Source organism: Streptomyces sp. NPDC107562, from assembly GCF_055657325.1.
In genome coordinates, this window is the sequence record NZ_JBVKBE010000029.1 from 1 (window position 1) to 19175 (window position 19175).

Below are 19175 nucleotides of genomic sequence, written 5' to 3' on the forward strand. Positions count from 1 at the left end.
GGCACGCAGCGTTCGGTGACGGGGTGACCTTTCACGCGCAGGATCGTTGGGGACATCGCGCATCTCCCCGTTATGCGTGATTGGGGCCCGGGCGCGCCTCGTGAACCTGCCCGGGCCCGCATTACGCTCAGGCTCCTGGTGGGCGGTGGACGGCCTCACCGAGCGCAGCCCCCAGGGCTTGCCGTATGTCGTCCGGCAGCTCCCTGCTCGAGGGCCAGGCCACGATCTGCTCGGCAACCTCGCGCAGCTTGATGTTCGTGTGCTGCGACAGCGCCCGGAGGACGGAGGAGAGTGAGCCCGTCGCCGCTTGGCGATGATCGAGAACAGGACAGGCACCGGGAGGAGGTGGCTCCGGCTGGTACCCATAGCCGATCAAGAACCTTCCCCGCGCTTCCACAGTCCGCGCTCAAGCGGTCGCTGGTGGAGGCGAGTGGGCGCCACGCTGAAGCCCAGTCACCCACAAAGACGCACCCCTCGATCCGCTTGTGACTGTCCGTATTGGATCTAGTGCTTTTAGTGATGTGCTCTTTAGGGTCAAAGCGACGCCAACACCGCATCCCTGGAGGATTCGTGGCACGCTTCCGCACTCGTCTGGCCCTGCTCGGCTCGGCCGCAGCTCTCGCCGCAGGCGCCGTCGTTCCCGCGCAGTTGGCCGGAGCCCAGCCCGCCGCCGCTGCGGACTACCAGTGGGTTGCCCTGGGTGACTCCTACACCGCCGGGGCCATCCGGGCCGCGGGCGACCCCATCGATTACCCGCGCGACGGCTGCGAGCGCACCGACCGGTCCTACCCCCAGGTCATCGACAGCGACCTCTACGGTCTCTTCGACCTGAAAAACGGCAGCTGCGGCGCCGCCACCATCGAGGACGTCACCGACCAGGCCCAGGAGCCGATCGGCCACCATCTGCCGCCCCACCTCCCGGACCCGGACTATCCGTTCGCCGCGGTGCCGGCCCAGTCCGAGGCGGTGGGCCCTGACACCGACGTCGTCACCGTCGGCGTGGGCGGAAACACCCTCGGCTTCGCCGCCCTCCTCGACAAGTGCATGCAGCTGGGCGGCGAAAGCGAAGGCGCGGGGACCCCGTGCAAGGACGCCATGGCCGCCGACACCCAGACCCGGCTGAAGCAAGTGCGCAAGGAATACGACCGGATGCTCGCCGTGCTCCACGAGCGCGGCCCGAAGGCGAAAATCCTGACCATCGGCTACCCCACGGTCATCCCCCAGGACACCTCCAACTGCCACTACGGCGACCCGACAAAGTTCGCCACGATCACCCAGGGAGACCTGGCCTGGCTGCGCCAGGACGTCCTGGAACCCCTCAACAAGACCATCGAAGACTCGACCGCCACGCAGGACGCCGCCAGCTTCGTCGACCTCTACCCCTCCTCCCAGGGCCACAGCGTCTGCGACGACACCAAGTGGGTCGAAGGCATCATCTCCCTCCCCTCCGGCCAAGACCCCCAGCTGTCCCTGGTGCACCCCAACACACTCGGCCACCGCCACGCCGCCGACCATGTCGAAGAAGCCATGCTGAACGCCATCGACCCGAGCTGACCCACACCCAGCACCCTCTCCGACGATCCCGCAGCGAACTGGCCTCCCCGCCAACCGGAGGCCAGTTCCGCGTTCCGGACCTTCGCCTTCCAGCGGCAGTGACAAAACGTCACGATCGCCGGTTCTGACACGCCTTCTGACGGCGACACCGCGAATCTGGGAAGAGCGGTCGAACCGAGAGGTCGCGGAAGGGTACGGGACCCGCTGCCGCGGGAGATGGCGGCCTCCATGGACGACGAGGCCGTGTTCGGGCCGGTGCTCTACAAGCTGTCGCTCGCATCGGCCGTCTCGCAGGGCCCGCTGGCGCGGTACCAGATCATCGTGCTCGAGCTCTGCGCGACGATCAGACGATGGCGGGCATCGCCCGGATGAAGGCGGTGTGGCCCTCTCCGGGAGGGCTACTCGCGGTGCAGCGGGGTTCGGAGTACAGCCCCCTGGGTGAGTCCTTCGGGCCGCGGGGTCTGGGGGACTCACACGTTGTGTCCGGCTGCGGTCGGCGGGATCCTTGGAGTGAATGCTGGGCAGGCGAAAAGCATGACGTCGCCCCGATTCACGATGGATGAGCGTATGGCTACCTCAGCGGCCCGTCAGCCGACGCCCGCCTCCGCCGCAGTCAGCCAGCTGCACGCCGAAGTGGAACGGCTGCGCGAGGAGAACCGGCAGCTGCGCAAGGCCCTCGGCTCACACGCCATGGTCGACCAGGCCATCGGCGCGCTGACGGTGCTGGGTCCGATCGCCCCGCAGGACGGCTTCACCGTGCTGCGGGAAGTCTCCCAGCACACCAACACCAAACTCACCCACATCGCCGAACAGGTCCTCAAGCACATCCAGGGCGCTCCCCTGCCCGAGATCCTGCAGGAAGAGCTCCACGCTGCGCTGGCCCGCCACGCCACCGGCCCGGAGCGCGGATCGTGACCTGTGGCCGCCTGGCTGCAGGTGCCGGTTGGCAAGAGGCTGCCCGGGCGGGTCAGGGGCCATCGCCGTCTGTGGGCTGACCTTCATCACCATGGCCGAGCCGGAGCCAGGAGCGGGTTCGCTCGGCTCGGCCTACTGGGTGCTGTGCGGAGGGTCGGTGAGGGCGATGCGGGCGGTGAGGCGTTTGCCGACCGGTTCCCGGTGTGCCTCGAAGCCCTGCACGACGGCCAGCACGATCTCCAGGCCGTGCTGGCCCACCCGGCCGGCGTCAGCGGCCCTGGCGACGGGCAGGACCGGGTCGGAGTCCCACACCGACACCTCCACCGCATCGTCGTCGATGCGCAGATCCATCAGCGCCGGGCCCGGAGCATACTTGCGGGCGTTGGTGACCAGTTCGCTCACGACCAGCTGCGCCAGGTCGATGGCCCGGGCCGAGACCGGCAGGTTGTGCTCGGCCCGGCACCGGGCAAGGAACCCGGCCGTCAGGGTGGCGGGCCTGCGCGATGGCAGTGCCGTCCCCTTCCAACGCCACCGTGGTCTGGACAGGCCACTGTGGCGGCACGCTCTCCTTGGCGTGTCCGTCCTCACCGGCAGGCACCGACTCCGTCAACGCAACCACCCTCACTACCCCCCGTTCACACCTACGCGCGTACCCGCGCTCACCGGGGCGTCACCGCATGTGGGCAGGAATTCCGGGCGGGGGTCTGGTGTGCCAGTATCACCGCCATGGCTGAAGAAACAGCAGCGGACCACAAAAGGGCAGTACGGCCCGGCGAGCTGTCGGTCACCACTGCTACCACCGACGGCATCCACGTCCTGACCCTGGCCGGCGAGATCGACCACCACAGCGGTGACGTTCTGCGCCAGGCCCTCACCCTTCCTGGCGCTGCCCGTCCCCGCGTCGTGATCGACCTGCACCAGGTGACGTTCATGGACTCCAGCGGCATCAACATCCTTCTTACCGCCCACCGGACCCTGGCCGCAGCCGACGGCTGGCTCCGCCTGGCGGCCCCCACCGAGCCCGTCCTGCGCACCCTGCAGATCGTCGGCATCGACACCGTCATCGACTGCCGCACCACCCTCAACAGCGCACTCGGAAACTGACCAGCCACCGGACGGACCGCGGCCACAGGACGCCACAAGCCCTCACAGGACGAGCGGCCCCAGGCACCACGTGGGACGCTGAAGCCGGCCAGGGCGGACGACGGTGCCGGCGAACACCCTCAACGCCCTGGCCCGCCCACACCGCGGCCGCACAACCGCCGCCTCGACCCACGTCTCACGCTCGAGGGACCCCGCAAATACCCGGGCTGCGCGCGCCGGGTCACTCTTCCGGCAGCTGGCGCATCTCGATCACGTGCAGCCCGAGCGACTGACAGCGCAGCAGCACCCTGTATAGCTCGGACGGCTCCCCCACGGATCCGAACAGACGCTTTGCCCGCCCATGACCACATGATCCAACTCGGGGAAAGCCTTCGCGAGAGCCTGCGACAATTCACCGACGATACGCATCGCATCGCTCGCCCGTTCGTTCCCACCGCGCCCGAGTACGCCGCCCTCACCCCTGTCCCGACAGTCGCCACCATGACGTGATCCGGCTCTTCGGGGCTTCACCCGGAGCAGGTGAAGACCGGTCATGGCCAGGTGACCAGCACGTGGCCGCTGTCGTTGTCGGCGAGAGTCGCGGGCGTCGGGCATGCTGCCGTACTTGCCGACCCACCGCCGGAACTTGACGCGCGCAATCTCCTCACTCCCCCACCAGCCGTACTGCACCGGCCGGCCCTGAGCAGAGAGCAGCAGATGGAAACCGCGGGGGCTGAGCATGCGAGGCGGACCCCTCTCCACCGTCCCGGCTCGCGCACAATCGCCGCCTCGATCTGCCGGACCGTCAGTGCGTCGCCGTGATCAGCGATGTGCTGGCGGATACAGGCCAGGACGCGTACCCGGGTGTCCGTGAGGTGGTCGACACGGTGCATACTTCTATTAGAGCGCTTGTTCGAATAAGTGGGCAAGCGAGGCGACACGACAAGCCGGGAGCAGCAGGTGAGTGGTCAGGAGCCGCTCTCACGTCTGGACGCGCTGCACTTCGTCCGGCGCGTCATGGAGCAGCAGGCCGCCCGGCAGCTGCGGCTCATCGACGGCTGGATCGCCGCTGAGGAACGACGCGAAGCGGAACGCCGCCGGGGTGAGGAGCGGCGGCCAGCCCCGCCGGAGTGGCTGGTCCAGTACGGCATCAACCGCACGAACGTCGACGCCGTGCACGTGGGCGACTGCTGGGCGGCGGCCCAGAGCGGCCGCTGCCGTCCCGCGACTCGGCAGCAGGCGATCGACGCCCTGCGCCAGCAGGTACCGGCTTGTATCCACTGTCGGCCCGACACGGCCCTCGGCATCCTCGACTAGTGCCGCATCAGGCAACGTTCGCCCTGTTCGCGACGCGTCGCTTGGTTGCTGTGCCTGGCAGCACCAATGTGTTGCGTCGATAGTCACGCACCTGCGGTAGAGCTGGCTACGACCTGCATGGTCGGAACGCCGAGCTCGTTGCGTGCGGCTGAGATGGCGGCGAGTCGGGCTGCGGAAAGGTACAGGTGAATGGCCTCGCCAACGGGCTGCCGCAGCCTCGGTAAGTCGCTCGGTGAGGGCATAGACGGCGTCGGCCACCGGTTGAGTGCAAAGGATGTGGACCTCGACGTGAAGCAGCCAGAGACGGCTGGTCAGGTCTGCGGCCTCCTGCGCGGTCACCTCCTCGCCAGCGGAACGCCGCTCCGCAGCTCGTTCGAGTTCTCGTACGAGTGCGAAGAACCGGATCAGGACGTCTTTGCGTTCGTCTCGAAGACGGAGAACGGCCGCGTGCTGATCTTGCTGTTCTGACGATCGTGCGCGCCACCGCTCACTGAGCAGGGTGCCGGTGATGCCGATTCCGGCACCGAGCAGTCCGCTGGCGGCCGTGATGATGTTCACCCAGATGCCCATGACCACTCACTGTGGCGTATGGCCGAGAGCCTTGAGCCGTAGTCCGGTAAAGGACGGCCAGAATGATCACGTGGCTGAACGTGTGCAGGCCCGGGAAATTGATGACGACGAGGGCAGGCGGCTGCTGCGGATCATCCGCAGAGGCACTGGTTCGGTGGTCACCTGGCGGCGGGCCCAGATGGTGCTGTTATCCGCGCAAGCCATGCCCGTGGTCAAAATCGCCGAGGTCACGTTCACCAGCCCGGACCGGGTCCGGGCGGTCGGCCAAAGACCTTCACCCTTCCAGAGCGCCGGGAGATCAAGAAGATCGCCAAGTCCAAGCCGGCCGAGCATGGCCTGCCGTTCTCGACCTGGAGCCTGGCCAAGCTGGCCGACTTCCTGGTCGCCGAGGGGGTGGTCGACGACATCAGCCACGAGGGCCTTCGGATCCTGCTCCGCGAGGAGGTCGTCTCATTTCAAAGCATAAAGACCTGGAAGGCCTCCCGCGACCCCGATTACGCGGCCAAGAAGGCACGGGTCGAACATCTCTACGCGATCGCCGACGGCGAGGTCATACCCGAGGAAGGCGAGCCCGAAGTCGTCTTCTGCATGGACGCGTTCGGGCCGCTCAACCTCCAGCCCCACCCCGGCCGGCAATGGGCCGAACGCGGTGGCCGGCACAAGGATCCCGACCGCGAGCCCCGGCCCCGCCGCCGGGCGACCTAAACCCGCCCGTACGGGCCGGCACCTGTTCGCCGCCTACGACCTCGCCAAGACCAGCTCTACGGGCACATCAAGAAGACCAAGAACAGGTCGAAGTTCCTGGAGTTCTGCCGCTACCTGCGCTCCCTGCACCCGGTGGACGTACGCATTGCGATCGTCTGCGACAACTACTCCCCGCACTTGACAACCAAGCGGTGCCGACGGGTCGGCGACTGGGCCGCGGCCAACAACGTCGAGTTCGCCTACACGTCGACCAACAGCTCCTGGCTGAATCGCATCGAGGCCCAGTTCACCGCCCTGCGCTACTTCGCACTCGACGGCACCGACCACGCCAGCCACAAGGAGCAGGGCAGCATGATCCGCCGCTACATCATCTGGCGGAACAAGCACGCCACCGACGAACGCCTCCGCGTGGTCGTGAACAGGGCGAACGTTGCCTGATGCGGCACTAGCCCGGCTGCCAGCGGTCCTCGCTTGCCGCACTGCCCGGCGGCCGCCGTGGAAGACATGACCGTATGACGTGGTCGCTCCCCGAGCCGATGCTGACCGTGATGGTGGAGAGCCCTGGGCTGCGCCCAGGGTGGGCGGCGGAGCCGAAGTGGGACGGCTACCGCGCCCAGCTCGCCCGCTACGGCGACGGGCGAGTGCTGCTGCGCTCCCGGCAGCAGACAGACATGACGGCCGCGTTCCCCGAGATCCGGACCGCAGCCCTCGCGCAGCTGCCTGCGGACACCGGACTGGATGGCGAGCTGGTGGTGTGGGAGTCCGGCCGGCTGGCATTCGAACGGCTCCAGCAGCGTCTCACCCGCCGTGGGACTGGTGGAACGAAGGCCGGACAGGAGTGGTCGGTGCACTACGTGGTCTTCGACCTGGTCCATGCGGGCGGGGACTTGACGGGCTGGCCGTATGCGCGGCGGCGCGCGGCGCTGGAAGAGCTGTTCGCCTCCCGGGAGCTGGAGGCGCCGCTGACGCTGTGCCCGTCGACCACCGACCCGGCCGCGGCCCGGCAGTGGCTGGCGTGGACGGCGGCCGGGCTGGAAGGCTTGTGCTTCAAGCGGCTCGACGGAATCTACGTGCCGGGCGCGCGGTCGTGGCAGAAGTACAAGGTGCGGGTCACCACCGAGGCCATCATCGGCGCCGTCACCGGCACCCTCACCAGCCCGCGGACGGTGCTGCTGGGCCGCTATGACACGGCGGGCCTCCTGCAGTACGCCGGGCGCAGCACCCCCCTGTCCCAGGCCGCCAGCCGTGCCCTGGCTGGTGTACTGAGCGCGCCGACGGACGGTCATCCCTGGGTGGGGTGGACGTTCAGCGCGGGATGGGGAACGCGGGACACTCTCGATGTGCGGCTGGTGCAGCCCGACGTCGTGATGGAAGTCGCCGTCGACGTCGCCCGCGACGCCGCGGGCCGGTGGCGCCACCCGGTGCGGGCCCACCGCCTCCGCACAGACGTCGCCGCAGGGCAGGTTCCGCTGTTCGGCGAGTGATCCCAGTGCCGTCGACAAGCCAGGATGCTCGTGAGCGGGGCTGTCCGAGTGATCGCCAGGTGGTGTCGTCAGCAGAACGTGGTTTCCGCGTGATGGCCGAACTTACGCTCCGATTGCGGCCACCGCTCTGGTCTTCCGGCTTCTCCCCGCACGTGGATCACCGGTGGCCGTCCAGACGAAGAGGACAAAGCGTCTCGGTTAGAGATCGTCTCAACTGGCTTGATCACTAAGCTGGCGGGCGTGATGGCGATGGTGGAGCGGCTGGTGCCGAACGGGCTGTGGGAGTTGTTCCAGCGGGTAGTCCCGCCTGCTCCAGCACGGCCTCAAGGTGGCGGCCGACGCCGGTATTAGGACCGCCAAGTGCTGGCGGCCATCGTGTTCGTGGCCACGACCGGCTGCACGTGGCGCCAACTTCCGCCAAGCTTCGGTCCGTCCGGGGCAACCGCACACCGGCGGTTCGCGATGGCTGCGCTCGCGAAACATCACGCCGCGCATCGCGCGCAAGGGCATTGAGTCCTCCCAGCGGCTGGGCCGACATCGTTGGACCGTGGAGCGGACAGTGGCCTGGCTTGCAGGATGCCGCCGTCTGCACCGGCGCTACGAGCGTAAGGCCGAACACTTCCTCGCCTTCGCCGGCATCGCCGCCCCCCTCATCTGCTATCGGCGGCTTACCAGATGAGGGATCTCACTGGGTGGCAGGCTGACGGCGGGAGAGGAGGATTCCCCCAAGGGTGCTCTCGGCCGAGGTGAGCGTCCTGTGTTCGTCGACGGTGAAGCCTTCCTCGTTGAGCCAGCCAATCATCTGGCTGTGCTGGCGACGATGGACATGGACCTTCATCGGGTGGCCGCCATAGCCCTCTGTCTTTACCTTCGACTCGCCCCCGACATGAAAGCTGAGGAGCAGCGGTCCGCCTGGCTGCAGCACTCGATGGAAGTGCTGGAAGACCGTGCCGATCTCCGTGTCGGGGATGTGGATAAGCGAGTACCAGGCGACCAGGCCGGCCATCGAGCCATCGCCGAGGTCGAGGTCCGTCATGGAGCCGAGTTCGAACCGCAGCCCAGGATGGTCACGTCGGGCCACCTTGATCATCTCGGGTGATAGGTCGATTCCGAACGCGTCCACGCCCAGCTGGCGCAAGTGAGCCGTGATCCGCCCCGGTCCACATCCCACGTCTGCGACCGACCCCCCACCGCGGGAACTCACCAGGTCGGCGAAGCGCGCCAGGACCGCGCGCTCCTCGGGTGTTTCGTCCAGGAGGTTACGCACCTGGTCCGCATAGCTCGCGGCGACGGTGTCATAGGACGTCCGTGTGTCTTCCAACCAGCCGTCAGTGTTCGGTTCGATTTCCACGCCCGCAGGCTACTCAACAGCCCAAACGAGATGACCTCTAAGCGGGTCACCGAACAGGACATCACCAGCCGCACCAAGAGGAGCCGCGGGCAGCCCAATGACGCGCTGACCCGCGGCGGGCACCCCCGTGCAGGCGCGGCGGTCTTCGGTGATGGCGTAGCGGCGGGCGGCGAGGCAGTGCTCGACGTCTTCGCCGATCTGGTTGCAGGATGTCGGCGGCTTCGGTGTCGGAGAGGTAGGCCGGGGCGACATCGAGCATCAGTTCCCCGATCGGGTGTGAGCGGCTGGCAAGGTCGTCCGCGAGGGCACATAGCGCGGCGATGGTGGCGTGTCAGAGATGAGCCGATGGCCGTCCGCCGGGTCCGGTGTGCGGTCCGCGCCGAGCGGCTACGGTGGTCCCACTGCCTCCGCCGCCCGGGGCGCACCGGAGGAGGGCGGATCGGCGGGCGATGACGCCGGAAGGGGGCGAGCGCGGTGTCTCGACGGGTGCGCTACGGGGCCGGGGTGGTGGTCTTGGCGGCGGTCGCGGTCCTGATCGGGCTGCTGGGACGGCCTTCGGGCGGCGACGGCGACACCGGCGCAGACGCCGCCACCCCGGCCTTCTCCGTCGCCCCGGGCTCCTCCGGGCGGCCCATCACGCCGACGGCCCCGGTGCCGGAGAGCCCGGTGGAGACGCGCCTCAACCTCTTCTCGTTCGGTGGCCTGTGCCAGGAGGACGGGAGCCGTCCAGTCCCCCGGGCGGCACGTGTATCGGCGTCGGGGCCCCGCCCTCTGGTCGTCCATGTCAACGGGCTGCTGCACCAGTTCGAGGGCAGTGGCGGCTACGACCGCGCCGACCCGTTCACGCCGCTGCCCGAGCGGGTACAACTGGTCGCCTGCGCCCGGTACGAGGGGCTGGGCAAGCTCCTCAAGGTGTGCCGGTACCACTTGCCCGCCGAAGCGAGCCGGGAGATCTCCCACTACGAGGGCCGGTACGAGGTGCGGGTGCTGGAGGCCCGTACCGGTCGTTTGCTCGGCACCCACCGTATCTCCGGTCGCACCTCCGTCACCTGCACACCGTTCGTCGAACGCGGCGCGGACACCGAGGAGTTCCAACCCCCCGGCGACGCCGCGTTCCGAGAACTCCTCGGCCCGTACGCGCGGGGCGAGAAGCCCTGAGCGGGGCGCTGCCCCGGGCCTGTCACGACGACAGCGTGGGGCGCGGCCCGGCGGGATCCGGGGCTTTAGGAGCTGTCCGGGCGATCACGCGTCCCACTAGGGTGACCCGTGGGGGGACTTGATGAGTGCTGTGGAGATGAGTCGCGCGGAGGCGGTCGCGCTCGTGCAGCGGATCATGGAGACGGACTACGCCTCAGACGGTGAGGTGGACGGCTGGCTGGATCGGCTCGACAGAGCCCTGGCATGCCCGTCCGGTCATGTCAGTGGCTTGATCTTCTGGCCGTCGGAGCGGGAGCTTTCTGCTGATGAAGTAGTCGATCAGGCCCTGGCGTATCGGCCGATCACTCTGTGAGGTCGGTGCTCAACTCCGAAGCCAGATGAGCAGAGCCGCGCTGGTCACAGTGCCCAGGAAGACGTAGCCGCGCTTGTCATAGCGGGTGGCCACGGCCCGGTACTGCTTCAGTCTGTTGATCGCTCGTTCGATGGTGTTGCGCTTCTTGTACCGCTCTTCGTCGAAGCCGGGTAGCCGTCCGCCATGTGAGCCTTTGCGCAGGCGGGCGGACCGGCTGTCGGTCTTCTCCGGGATCGTGTGCCGGATGCCCCGGCGCCGTAGGTATGCGCGGCACGGGCCGTTGCTGTATCCCTTGTCGGCCGCGATGCTGTCGGGCTTCGTGCGGGGCCGGCCCGGACCGACCCGCGGAACGCGGATCCTTGCCAGCACCGTCTGGAACTGGGTTCAGTGCGCCCGCTGCCCCGGCGTGATGACCAGGGACAGTGGACGACACCGACCGTCGGCGCTCAGGTGGAGTTTGCTGGTGAACCCGCCCCGCGAGCGGCCCAGTCCCTCACCTCCTGCACCACCTCCGCCGGCCGGGCGAGCAGGCACTGCCACGGCGTTTCGCCCTGATGTTCTGCCGTCTCGGCCCCCTTTGACGCAGGTGCTGGAGGTGGTGCGGTCCGCGCGCCGGCCGCGTGCTGATGGGCACGCACGATGGTGGAGTCCACCTAGATGTCCCAGTCGATCTCGCCCGCGGCATCGGCAGCAGCCTGGACCTGTTGCACCAAACGCTCCCACGTGCCGTCGGCCGACCACAGCCGATGGCGTTCATAGACGGTCTTCCAGGCCCGAAACGCTCGGGAAGATCCCGCCAGTGCACCCCGGTCCGCACCCGGTGCAGAATCCCGTCGATCACCTGCCGGTGATTCCGCCACCGGCCACAACGCCCATTGCTCACCGGCAGGAACGGCCGCAGCCGCTCCTACTCGGCATCCGTCAGATCACCCCGCCCCATGCCCATAACAACGACTCAGGCACAGGGCAGTCACATGATCGCCCCGACAGCTCCTAGTGCTGGATTTTCGTGCTGGGGAAGATCCAGGCTGCTGGGCTGGTGGGAGCCGCTTGTTCGGCCTGATGATTTTCCCCAGGAAGGTGCTCGCTCAAGGGCCCCGACGGCGTTGGGTACTCTGGGCGCCGCGTAGTTGTCTGCCGTCGTACGGCGCCGGGGGAGGGCTCAAGGGCGTACCCGGTGGATCACGTGCCAAGAGCTCGCGCAGCGGTATTCCTCGCCTTGTTCGGTGAGGCACTCGCGGGCGTCGATGTAGTACAGGTCCGGAGCAAAGTTCCAGGTGAAGCTCTTCGTCACCTGGTTGCCCGTGGCGTTGAGGTTCTCGTATCGGCTGCTCCAGCCGTCGTTGTAATACGCCGTGACTTCGAGTCGAGCACCGTGGCCGTCCGGCGCAGTGTCCTTGATGTTGGCAGCCAGGTAGTAGCGGCCGTCGGAGCCGAGGGTGAGAGAACCCCAGGCGTGCGCACCGACCACACCGGAACCACTGCCCTCGAGGTTCCAGGAACCGAGAGCCGCGTGAGCTTGGCCAGGCATCACGTAGACCGCGGCCAACGCCCCCAGGCCGGCGATCGCAGTCTGGACGTGGCGGCGAATGCGTGTGTTCATCTTGAGACCCCTTCAGTCGACACGGATGGGAACCGCGAGGTCTGTGTCTGGCACGTCCTACGTCTCCTGACGCGACGCGCGAGCACACGGCTCTCGCCGTTCCGGGCGCTGTATCGCCCGGTTCTGGACACATCGACAACCATGTACGGGCGACCTAGGACAAACCTTGGAGAAGCCTGCAAGGGCAGGCCACAGTGCCTCCCAGGCCGCATGGAAGGGGAGCGCGGGATCGTGGAGTTCCGGATGGTGCCTGGTATTGAGGGCCACGGCAGTTCCGCCGCGGCCCTCACCGGAAACGGCCTCTCAGTATCCCAAGCCGGCGTAGATGGTGACGTTCTTGCCGTTGTCCCTGGCTCCGACGCACAGGTCACGACGGTCGAGCAGCCAGCCGTTGGAGCGGCAGCTCTCCTGCTGGAGACCCAGTTCGCGGATGATCTCCGGGCGGGACAGACCGTCCCGGCTGGTGACCGTCGCGACGCGCCAGCAGCCGCCGGAGCCGCAGCTGGTGCCTTCGTTGACCAGGCTGATGCCTGGCGGCAATGAGGGGAGGGCCTTGGACGGCCTGGCTTCCGAGCCTTCGCTGATGATCAGCGCGTACAGGAGGCCGGCCACAAGGGTGAGGGCGAACTGCATCCCCAGGAAGCCGATCGCTCCGTTGCGGCGGGGAATCCATTCCGAGGGAGGAGAGTTCTCGTGCCGGCCCTCCAGTCCCGCGCCGCAGGCGATGAGCACAAGCGCCAGCGCCGTGAACACGAGATGGGCGTCGGGCCTAGGGGCGTCGATCCAGCCCTGCTGGACACTGATCAGCAGACTGGCTCCGGCAAGCAGCGTGCCGCCGATCGCGAAGCCGACAGGGCGGGTGCGGGCGATCGTCGTCCAGACGACGGCTGGCGCGACGGCGAAGAGTATCCCTAGGACGATCAGCATGTACGGGGGGACGTGCGGCCTCGAGCGCCTGGTTCCACACGGCCGGGGCGCACCTCAGGCCCACTTTCATGCCGTGTAGTGCGGCAAAGCCTGGTGCCTCTCCATCGCGGCGAGAAGGGCGCGGTCATCCAGGTCTTTGGTGACGCCGAGGTCGGCGAGGGTATCGACGTAGGTGACCAGCACGTGGCCGCTGTCGTTGTCGGCGAGAGTGACGCGGGCGTCGGGCATGCTGCCGTACTTGCCGACCCACCGCCGGAACTTGACGCGCGCAATCTCCTCACTCCCCCACCAGCCGTGCTGCACCGGCCGGCCCTGAGCAGAGAGCAGCAGATGGAAGCCGCGGGGACTGTTCATGCGAGGCGGATCCCTCTCCACCGGCCGGGCTCACGCACGATCGCCGCCTTCGCTTCCAGCTCGCTCAGCTGGTAGTGCACCGAAGCCCTGCTGCGCATGCCGACCGCCGCCCCGATCTGCTGCATCGTCGGTGCGTGGCCGTGGTCGGCGATGTGCCAGCGGATGCAGGCCAGGACCCGTTCCTGAGTGGCGGTGAGGTGGTCGACGCGGTGCATACTTCTATTAGAGCGCTTGTTCGAATAGGTGGCCAAAGCGAGGCGACACGGCAGCCGGGAGCAGCAGGCGAGTGGGCAGGAGCCGCTCTCGCGTCTGGACGCGCTGCACTTCGTGCGGCGCGTCGTGGAGCAGCAGGCCGCCCGGCAGCTGCGGCTCATCGACGGCTGAATCGCCGCTGAGGAACGACGCGAGGCGGAACGCCGCCGGGGTGAGGAGCGGCGGCCAGCCCCGCCGGAGTGGCTGGTCCAGTACGGCATCAACCACACGAATATCGACGCCGTACACGTGGGCGACTGCTGGGCCGCGGCCCAGAACGGGCGGTGCCGCCCGGCCACCCGGCAGCAGGCACTCGACGCCCTGCGCCGACAGGTCCCCCCGTGCATCCACTGCCGACCCGACACCGCCCTCGGCATCCTCGACTAGGGCGTGTCCGATGGGTCTTGTGACGCTCCTGCTGGGAGCTCGTTCCGTGGACATGGGGCGGGGAGATCTTTCGGATGAAGAGTGGGCTCGGCTGGAGCCGCACTTGCCGGCGAATCACGGGCGGGGTGGACGCTGGCAATGCCATCGTCGTGTGATCAACGGGATTCTGTTCCGGCATCGGACTGGTCTCCCCTGGCGGGACCTGACTCCCTGCTTCGGTAGTTGGAAGACGGTCCACGACCGTCATAGAAGGTGGTCGGCGGACGGCACGTGGGAGAGAATCCTGCGGGCCGTTCAGGCCGACGCCGACGCCGAGGGCCGGATCGACTGGAGCATGGTCAGCGTCGATTCCACGACCTGCCGCGCTCACCAGCACGCGGCTGGCGCCTCCACCCGTCCCCCAAAGATCCCGAGTCGCCGCAGGAGTCCGGCACGTCACCGCTCCGATGAAGCCCTGGGACGCTCGCGTGGCGGGCTCACTAGCAAGATCCACCTCGCCGGAGAAGGTGGGCGCCGCCCGCTCGGGTTTTTCATCACGCCCGGCCAGTGGGGGGACGCACCGCAGATGATTCCCGTCCTGGAAGAGATCCGCGTGCCCCGACAGGCTGGTGGACGACCGCGTACCCGGCCCGACCACGTTGGGGGAGACAAGGCCTATTCCTCACGCCGCAACCGGCGTCACCTACGCAGACGCCAGATCAAACACACGATCCCCGAGCCGAGAGACCAGCGGGCCAACCGCCGGCGCCGCGACAGCCAAGGCGGCCGACCCACAGGATTCGACAAGACGATCTACCGCCGCCGCAACGAAGTCGAACGGACCATCAACCGGCTCAAGAACTTTCGCGCCATCGCCATGCGCTTCGACAAGCGGGCCTACGTCTTCCACGGAACGGTCAGCGTGGCCGCGATCCGCCTGTGGCTCCGTTCGCAGTGAAGCGCACCATTCAGAGGTCCTTGGCACCCGGGTAGTGCTGGTGAAGTTCGCTGAGCACGCGCTCGTCGACAGCCCTGACCTCCCACAAGGAGCTGTCGAATTCGGTTAGGACGAGCCGCAGCTCGTCCCCAGCCAACCCACGTGCTTCGGCATCGATCAACTGCAGGAAGGGGGTCGTCAACGACAACAGCGTCAACGTGTCCATCCCTGCGTCGGCGGACCTGCTCGCCATCTCGACACAGCGAAAATCGACGATCTCGTCGAACTCGACGCGCCACGTCAGGTCCAGGCCGAAGCTGCCGAGGTGGCTATGTAGGTGAGTTTCAGGAACGTCTGTCGCTCAGCAGCGAGAACGCCCGGATCCACGGGAGAGTGATGTCGCCGAGTTCTGGAAACACCTGGGTGCTTGCTTCGGGACCATGGTTGTGCTCTGCACGACGAGGGGGCCCGGGTGCTGCCGAAGTCCAAGGTCGATCTGTACGCGGCGATCCGCCGTGACGCCAAGGCCGGCCTGTCGCTGCGTGCGGTCATGCGGAAGTACGGCGTGGGCTACGAGACGGTGCAGAGGGCACTGGTGTCGGCACTGCCGGAACCGCGGAAGAAGATGCAGCCGCGGGAGACACGGCTGGGCCCCTTCAAGCCGGTGATCGACGCGATCCTCACCACGGACCTGACCGCACCGCGCAAGCAGCGCCACACGGCCAAGAGGATCTACGACCGCCTGCTGGACGAGCACAACGCCGTCGACATCTCGTACCAGATGGTCCGCGGATACGTCGCCACCCGCCGCGAGGAGATCCGGCTGCAGGCTGGCAAGGGAGTCGTCGACGCGTTCGTCCCGTAGACCCACAAGCCCGGTACTGAGGCCGAGGTCGACTTCGGGGACGTCACGGTCAGGCTGGCCGGTGAGCTGGTGACCTGCTACTTGTTCGCGTTCCGGATGTCGTACTCGGGCAAGGCCGTCCACCGTGTCTTCGCCTCGGCCGGGCAGGAGGCGTTCTTCGAGGGCCACGTCCACGCTCTCAACGTGCTGGGCGGGGTGCCGACCGGGAAGGTCCGCTACGACAACCTTAGAGCCGCCGTCGCCCGGGTTCTGGGCTTCTCCCGGCAACGGGTGGAAGCCGAACGCTGGACTGCCTTCCGCTCGCACTACGGTCTGGAAGCCCTCTATTGCCAGCCAGGCATCCGCGGCGCCCACGAGAAGGGCGGCGTCGAGGGCCAGATCGGCTGGTTCCGCCGCAACCGCCTCGTTCCCGTCCCCGAAGTGGGCACGCTCGCCGAGCTCAACGCGAGGATCGACCGGTGGGACCAGGAGGACGACGCCCGTCGCATCCGATCCCGTCCCCGCACCATCGGCGAGTACTTCGCGGCCGAGCAGCCGCTGCTGGCGCCCCTGCCCGAGGAACCGTTCGAGACCGGCCGGCTCTGGACCCCGCGGGTCGACCGCTACAGCCAGATCTGCGTGCGGATGAACCGCTACTCGGTGCCGGTCCGGCTGATCGGCCGCACCGTCCGCGTCATGCTCCATGCCTCCGAGCTCGTGGTCTACGACGGCCGCGAGGAAGTTGCCCGGCACGAGCGGCTCATCGCCCGCAACGGATCCCGCCTCGAACTCGACCACTACCTGGAGGCCCTGATTCGAAAGCCGGGCGCCCTGCCAGGCGCCACTGCACTCGACCAGGCCCGGGCCGCCGGCAGGTTCACCCCCATTCACGACGCCTGGTGGGAGGCCGCTGTCAAAGCCCACGGCGAACGCGACGGCACCCGGGCCCTGATCGAAGTCCTTCTCCTCAGCCGCCACCTGCCCCACGAACACCTCGTCACAGGCCTCGCCGCCGCCCTGAACAGCGGCGCCCTGACCTCCGATGCAGTCGCCCTGGAGGCACGCAAGGCGGCCGACACCGAGACCGAGGAAGCACCGCCATCCCCTGCCGCCAGCAGCCAGACCGGCATCGCTCCGCTTCCCGCTGCGGTCCGGGCACAGCTGCCGCCCGACAAACGTCCGTTGCCGTCGGTCGCCCACTACGACCAGCTCCTGCGGCTCCGCCGACCCGATCGCCCCACCCCGTCATAGAGGAGAAAGCCGTGTCCCTTCCCCGCCAGCGAGGACTCACCGAGCAGGCCGCCACCACCGCCGTCGACCAGGCATGCCGCATGCTTCGGCTTCCCACCATCCGGTCCCAGTTCCCCGAGCTGGCCGAGAAAGCCGAACGCGAGCAGATGTCCTACCTCGGCTTCCTCGCCGAGCTCCTGCTGGCCGAGTGCGACGACCGGGCCCGCCGCCGCTCCGAGCGCCGCATCAAGGCCGCCGGCTTCCCCCGGGACAAGTCGATTCGCAAGTTCGACTTCGAGGCCAATCCGAACATCGATGCGGCCGTGATCCATACCCTCGCCAAGTGCGAATGGATCAAGAAGGGGCTGCCCCTCTGCCTGATCGGCGACTCGGGGACCGGCAAGTCGCATCTGCTGATCGCGCTCGGCACCGAGGCTGCGATGGCCGGCTTCAGGGTGAAGTACGTCCTGGCGACGAAGCTGGTCAACGAACTGGTCGAGGCCGCCGACGAGAAGCAGCTGACCAAGACCATCGCCCGCTACGGCCGCGTCGATCTGCTCTGCATCGACGAGCTCGGCTACATGGAACTGGATCGCCGCGGCGCCGAACTCCTCTTCCAGGTCCTGACCGAACGCGAGGAGAAGAACAGCGTCGCCATCGCCTCAAACGAGTCCTTCTCCGGCTGGACCAAGACCTTCACCGACCCTCGGCTCTGCGCGGCCATCGTGGACCGCCTGACCTTCGGCGGCAACATCATCGAGGCCGGCACCGACTCCTACCGCCTCGCCACTACCCGGGCCCGGGCCGAACACCAGCCTGCCAGCTGAACTGAGACGGACCAGCACTCACTGAGCACCGCCGCAGACCTCGAAGACACGAGCGACCCACTGATCCATCCGGGCCTCGAAGTCCGCCGCTGAGGCGATGCCCGAGGCCGGGAGGGAACCCGCGTCGTCGAGGCCGGCGATAAAATCCACGTCGGCCCAGCCACCCCGGAACAGCACAACCGACAGCTCGGCCTCTCCCGGACCAGAGATGACCACGCCAACCGAGTCGGGGTCATGCACCCGAGCCCTGTCGGTCTCCAGAGGGTGGGGCCACGATGCCTCGGCATCCCTCCAGGTCACCTGGCCCACTTCGAGGCCGGCCGACCTCCAGCCCACCGTCCGGCCAGCCACAACCGCAGCCACCTCGTCAAGATCAACAACCCTGTCCATGAGGGGATCATCCCTCATGGACGAACCCGGCGGTCCGGGAATCCGGCACCGAGACCGCGAGACGAGGGCGCCAGCCGTTCCTACTTCTCACAGACATCTTCAGGGCTGCCGGCCGGCGGTCGTTCTCAGAAACTACCGACAACCGTTCCTGCTTCTGACCTACGCAGCCGGCCGTCCCAGTGGGTCTGCCACCAATGACCACGACGGCCAGTGCCGCGGCAACTCAAGGCCATCCTGCGGCCGATGAGACAGGGCGGTGGCGCTCGCACGCCGGTCTACCGCTCCTCGCACCCTTGAGCTGGTTTGCTTCTTCCGCCCTGCTTCCTGATCACGTCCAGAGGGACCCGCGTTCCAGGCGCAGCCAAGATCTCGTCCATGGTCCGGGATTCGGCTTTGACAAGCCCGAGAGGACCTCTCTGCCAGGGCAGTCCTGACCTGTCGTAAAACACGAACCCGTCCGGTGCCGGCGCTGCGAGGGCGACATCCGGGATCTTGCGAGGGTTGAACACCAGCTCCGTGCAGGGCGGCAGAGTGGAAGTAATGATCTTCCGGCTGCCGTCCGGCAACGTGAACGGAAGAGCCCACAGGGGCACAGCATCGAAGGACCTGTTGACCACATGTACGGCCACACCGTCGTGGTCGTGGACCTCGCTCCACGTGGACACCAACGAGGCCTGCTCACGCAGTTCGTTCTCCGCTTCGCCCTGGACGGTCTGCCAGGCCGCACACGAAGCGACGCCGCCGACGACAAGGCCGCAGGCTGCCGCCAGCGCGGAGATGAACGTCCCCCACGAGGCCAGCCACTCGTGGTTTCCGCTCGAACGACCCGATGGCCGGGCCCTGGAACGGACACGGCGTCGGGGGCCATTGCGACGCCGGGCATGTAGGACGCGAAGCGCGCCTTCCTCGCGGCGGAACATCAACCAGCCGCCCTCACAAGGTCCGGTGCCGCGCCA

General features: G+C 67.9%; 21 protein-coding genes and 7 pseudogenes. 17 read left to right on the plus strand and 11 right to left on the minus strand.

Annotated elements, in window-relative coordinates; all coding sequences use genetic code 11:
- Positions 1-570: 570 nt before the first annotated feature.
- From ACZ7LV_RS38575 to ACZ7LV_RS38585, 3 genes and pseudogenes are all read left to right on the plus strand, one after another.
- Positions 571-1554: an SGNH/GDSL hydrolase family protein gene (locus tag ACZ7LV_RS38575; RefSeq protein ID WP_471946029.1), complete on the plus strand. Its 984-nt coding sequence runs from the start codon at positions 571-573 to the stop codon at positions 1552-1554.
- A gap of 136 nt (positions 1555-1690) precedes the next feature.
- A pseudogene (locus ACZ7LV_RS38580) lies at positions 1691-1887 on the plus strand (hypothetical protein); the annotation flags it as partial.
- A 234-nt stretch (positions 1888-2121) separates the two neighbouring features.
- Entirely contained in the window at positions 2122-2469 is a 348-nt protein-coding gene (locus tag ACZ7LV_RS38585) for an ANTAR domain-containing protein (RefSeq protein WP_471946030.1), read from the plus strand.
- A 132-nt stretch (positions 2470-2601) separates the two neighbouring features.
- On the opposite strand, the pseudogene ACZ7LV_RS38590 reads toward ACZ7LV_RS38585, so the two are convergent.
- A pseudogene (locus tag ACZ7LV_RS38590) lies at positions 2602-3067 on the minus strand (ATP-binding protein).
- Between the two features lie 128 nt (positions 3068-3195).
- Here ACZ7LV_RS38590 and ACZ7LV_RS38595 point away from each other — a divergent pair.
- The gene (locus ACZ7LV_RS38595) at positions 3196-3573 is read left to right on the plus strand and encodes an STAS domain-containing protein (protein ID WP_471946031.1); all 378 of its coding nucleotides are present in this window, start codon (positions 3196-3198) and stop codon (positions 3571-3573) included.
- A 220-nt stretch (positions 3574-3793) separates the two neighbouring features.
- On the opposite strand, the pseudogene ACZ7LV_RS38600 reads toward ACZ7LV_RS38595, so the two are convergent.
- Positions 3794-3981 (minus strand): annotated as a pseudogene (locus ACZ7LV_RS38600) (hypothetical protein).
- 531 nt (positions 3982-4512) lie between these two features.
- On the opposite strand from ACZ7LV_RS38600, the gene ACZ7LV_RS38605 reads away from it, so the two are divergent.
- The 6 genes and pseudogenes from ACZ7LV_RS38605 to ACZ7LV_RS38630 form a co-directional block, all read left to right on the plus strand.
- Positions 4513-4869, plus strand: coding sequence for a DUF6233 domain-containing protein (locus ACZ7LV_RS38605; RefSeq protein WP_471946032.1), 357 nt, complete (start codon positions 4513-4515; stop codon positions 4867-4869).
- 189 nt (positions 4870-5058) lie between these two features.
- Positions 5059-5337: a hypothetical protein gene (locus ACZ7LV_RS38610; RefSeq protein ID WP_471946033.1), complete on the plus strand. Its 279-nt coding sequence runs from the start codon at positions 5059-5061 to the stop codon at positions 5335-5337.
- A 172-nt stretch (positions 5338-5509) separates the two neighbouring features.
- A pseudogene (locus tag ACZ7LV_RS38615) lies at positions 5510-6582 on the plus strand (IS630 family transposase).
- A gap of 74 nt (positions 6583-6656) precedes the next feature.
- Positions 6657-7628, plus strand: coding sequence for an ATP-dependent DNA ligase (locus ACZ7LV_RS38620; protein WP_471946034.1), 972 nt, complete (start codon positions 6657-6659; stop codon positions 7626-7628).
- 381 nt (positions 7629-8009) lie between these two features.
- Positions 8010-8141, plus strand: a complete 132-nt coding sequence (locus ACZ7LV_RS38625) for a hypothetical protein (RefSeq protein WP_471946047.1) — start codon at positions 8010-8012, stop codon at positions 8139-8141.
- Positions 8098-8307, plus strand: a pseudogene (locus ACZ7LV_RS38630) (transposase); the annotation flags it as partial. The gene ACZ7LV_RS38625 and the pseudogene ACZ7LV_RS38630, both read left to right, overlap by 44 nt.
- 6 nt (positions 8308-8313) lie before the next feature.
- On the opposite strand, the gene ACZ7LV_RS38635 reads toward ACZ7LV_RS38630, so the two are convergent.
- The gene (locus ACZ7LV_RS38635) at positions 8314-8979 is read right to left on the minus strand and encodes a class I SAM-dependent DNA methyltransferase (RefSeq protein ID WP_471946035.1); all 666 of its coding nucleotides are present in this window, start codon (positions 8977-8979) and stop codon (positions 8314-8316) included.
- A 474-nt stretch (positions 8980-9453) separates the two neighbouring features.
- Between ACZ7LV_RS38635 and ACZ7LV_RS38640 the strand changes: the two genes are divergently transcribed.
- Both ACZ7LV_RS38640 and ACZ7LV_RS38645 read left to right on the plus strand, forming a co-directional pair.
- Positions 9454-10137 (plus strand): hypothetical protein, encoded by a 684-nt coding sequence (locus ACZ7LV_RS38640; protein ID WP_471946036.1) that lies wholly within the window; start codon positions 9454-9456, stop codon positions 10135-10137.
- A 121-nt stretch (positions 10138-10258) separates the two neighbouring features.
- Positions 10259-10489, plus strand: coding sequence for an e9imm peptide (locus ACZ7LV_RS38645; RefSeq protein WP_471946037.1), 231 nt, complete (start codon positions 10259-10261; stop codon positions 10487-10489).
- A gap of 9 nt (positions 10490-10498) precedes the next feature.
- Here ACZ7LV_RS38645 and ACZ7LV_RS38650 read toward each other — a convergent pair.
- From ACZ7LV_RS38650 to ACZ7LV_RS38670, 5 genes and pseudogenes are all read right to left on the minus strand, one after another.
- Positions 10499-11390 (minus strand): annotated as a pseudogene (locus tag ACZ7LV_RS38650) (IS5 family transposase).
- A gap of 261 nt (positions 11391-11651) precedes the next feature.
- Positions 11652-12092, minus strand: a complete 441-nt coding sequence (locus ACZ7LV_RS38655; RefSeq protein ID WP_471946038.1) for a hypothetical protein — start codon at positions 12090-12092, stop codon at positions 11652-11654.
- A 303-nt stretch (positions 12093-12395) separates the two neighbouring features.
- A complete protein-coding gene (locus ACZ7LV_RS38660) occupies positions 12396-13019 on the minus strand; it encodes a hypothetical protein (protein WP_471946039.1) in 624 nt (207 codons plus the stop codon).
- Positions 13020-13085: 66 nt separating this feature from the next.
- Positions 13086-13373 carry a hypothetical protein gene (locus tag ACZ7LV_RS38665; RefSeq protein WP_471946040.1) on the minus strand — a complete coding sequence of 96 codons (288 nt, stop codon included), beginning with the start codon at positions 13371-13373 and terminating at the stop codon, positions 13086-13088.
- Entirely contained in the window at positions 13370-13588 is a 219-nt protein-coding gene (locus ACZ7LV_RS38670) for a LexA family protein (protein WP_471946041.1), read from the minus strand. The genes ACZ7LV_RS38665 and ACZ7LV_RS38670 overlap by 4 nt, the downstream gene beginning before the upstream one ends.
- Before the next feature lie 28 nt (positions 13589-13616).
- Between ACZ7LV_RS38670 and ACZ7LV_RS38675 the strand changes: the two genes are divergently transcribed.
- The 3 genes from ACZ7LV_RS38675 to ACZ7LV_RS38685 all read left to right on the plus strand — a co-directional run bounded on the left by ACZ7LV_RS38675 (position 13617) and on the right by ACZ7LV_RS38685 (position 14949).
- Positions 13617-13757 carry a hypothetical protein gene (locus tag ACZ7LV_RS38675; RefSeq protein WP_471946042.1) on the plus strand — a complete coding sequence of 47 codons (141 nt, stop codon included), beginning with the start codon at positions 13617-13619 and terminating at the stop codon, positions 13755-13757.
- 72 nt (positions 13758-13829) lie between these two features.
- Positions 13830-14012, plus strand: a complete 183-nt coding sequence (locus ACZ7LV_RS38680) for a DUF6233 domain-containing protein (RefSeq protein ID WP_471946048.1) — start codon at positions 13830-13832, stop codon at positions 14010-14012.
- A gap of 52 nt (positions 14013-14064) precedes the next feature.
- Complete coding sequence (locus ACZ7LV_RS38685; protein ID WP_471946049.1) at positions 14065-14949, plus strand: IS5 family transposase; 885 nt, start codon at positions 14065-14067, stop codon at positions 14947-14949.
- Between the two features lie 10 nt (positions 14950-14959).
- On the opposite strand, the gene ACZ7LV_RS38690 is transcribed toward ACZ7LV_RS38685, so the two are convergent.
- Complete coding sequence (locus ACZ7LV_RS38690) at positions 14960-15181, minus strand: hypothetical protein (RefSeq protein ID WP_471946043.1); 222 nt, start codon at positions 15179-15181, stop codon at positions 14960-14962.
- A gap of 222 nt (positions 15182-15403) precedes the next feature.
- Between ACZ7LV_RS38690 and istA the strand changes: the two are divergent.
- A pseudogene (istA, locus tag ACZ7LV_RS38695) lies at positions 15404-17023 on the plus strand (IS21 family transposase).
- 11 nt (positions 17024-17034) lie between these two features.
- The gene (gene istB, locus ACZ7LV_RS38700) at positions 17035-17829 is read left to right on the plus strand and encodes an IS21-like element helper ATPase IstB (protein ID WP_471946044.1); all 795 of its coding nucleotides are present in this window, start codon (positions 17035-17037) and stop codon (positions 17827-17829) included.
- A gap of 18 nt (positions 17830-17847) precedes the next feature.
- Here istB and ACZ7LV_RS38705 read toward each other — a convergent pair whose 3' ends face one another.
- Together ACZ7LV_RS38705 and ACZ7LV_RS38710 are read right to left on the minus strand one after the other, a co-directional pair.
- Positions 17848-18219, minus strand: a complete 372-nt coding sequence (locus ACZ7LV_RS38705; protein ID WP_471946045.1) for a hypothetical protein — start codon at positions 18217-18219, stop codon at positions 17848-17850.
- Positions 18220-18494: 275 nt separating this feature from the next.
- A partial coding sequence (locus ACZ7LV_RS38710; RefSeq protein ID WP_471946046.1) for a hypothetical protein occupies positions 18495-19175 on the minus strand: 681 nt, incomplete at its 5' end.

Coding starts and splice junctions, on each gene's coding strand:
- ACZ7LV_RS38585 (WP_471946030.1), top strand. CDS start 2,122: ATGGCTACCTCAGCGGCCCGTCAGCCGACGCCCGCCTCCGCCGCAGTC.
- ACZ7LV_RS38595 (WP_471946031.1), top strand. CDS start 3,196: ATGGCTGAAGAAACAGCAGCGGACCACAAAAGGGCAGTACGGCCCGGC.
- ACZ7LV_RS38610 (WP_471946033.1), top strand. CDS start 5,059: ATGGCCTCGCCAACGGGCTGCCGCAGCCTCGGTAAGTCGCTCGGTGAG.
- ACZ7LV_RS38620 (WP_471946034.1), top strand. CDS start 6,657: ATGACGTGGTCGCTCCCCGAGCCGATGCTGACCGTGATGGTGGAGAGC.
- ACZ7LV_RS38645 (WP_471946037.1), top strand. CDS start 10,259: ATGAGTGCTGTGGAGATGAGTCGCGCGGAGGCGGTCGCGCTCGTGCAG.
- ACZ7LV_RS38655 (WP_471946038.1), bottom strand. CDS start 12,092: ATGAACACACGCATTCGCCGCCACGTCCAGACTGCGATCGCCGGCCTG.
- ACZ7LV_RS38660 (WP_471946039.1), bottom strand. CDS start 13,019: ATGCTGATCGTCCTAGGGATACTCTTCGCCGTCGCGCCAGCCGTCGTC.
- ACZ7LV_RS38665 (WP_471946040.1), bottom strand. CDS start 13,373: ATGAACAGTCCCCGCGGCTTCCATCTGCTGCTCTCTGCTCAGGGCCGG.
- ACZ7LV_RS38670 (WP_471946041.1), bottom strand. CDS start 13,588: ATGCACCGCGTCGACCACCTCACCGCCACTCAGGAACGGGTCCTGGCC.
- ACZ7LV_RS38685 (WP_471946049.1), top strand. CDS start 14,065: ATGGGGCGGGGAGATCTTTCGGATGAAGAGTGGGCTCGGCTGGAGCCG.
- ACZ7LV_RS38690 (WP_471946043.1), bottom strand. CDS start 15,181: ATGGCGAGCAGGTCCGCCGACGCAGGGATGGACACGTTGACGCTGTTG.
- ACZ7LV_RS38705 (WP_471946045.1), bottom strand. CDS start 18,219: ATGGACAGGGTTGTTGATCTTGACGAGGTGGCTGCGGTTGTGGCTGGC.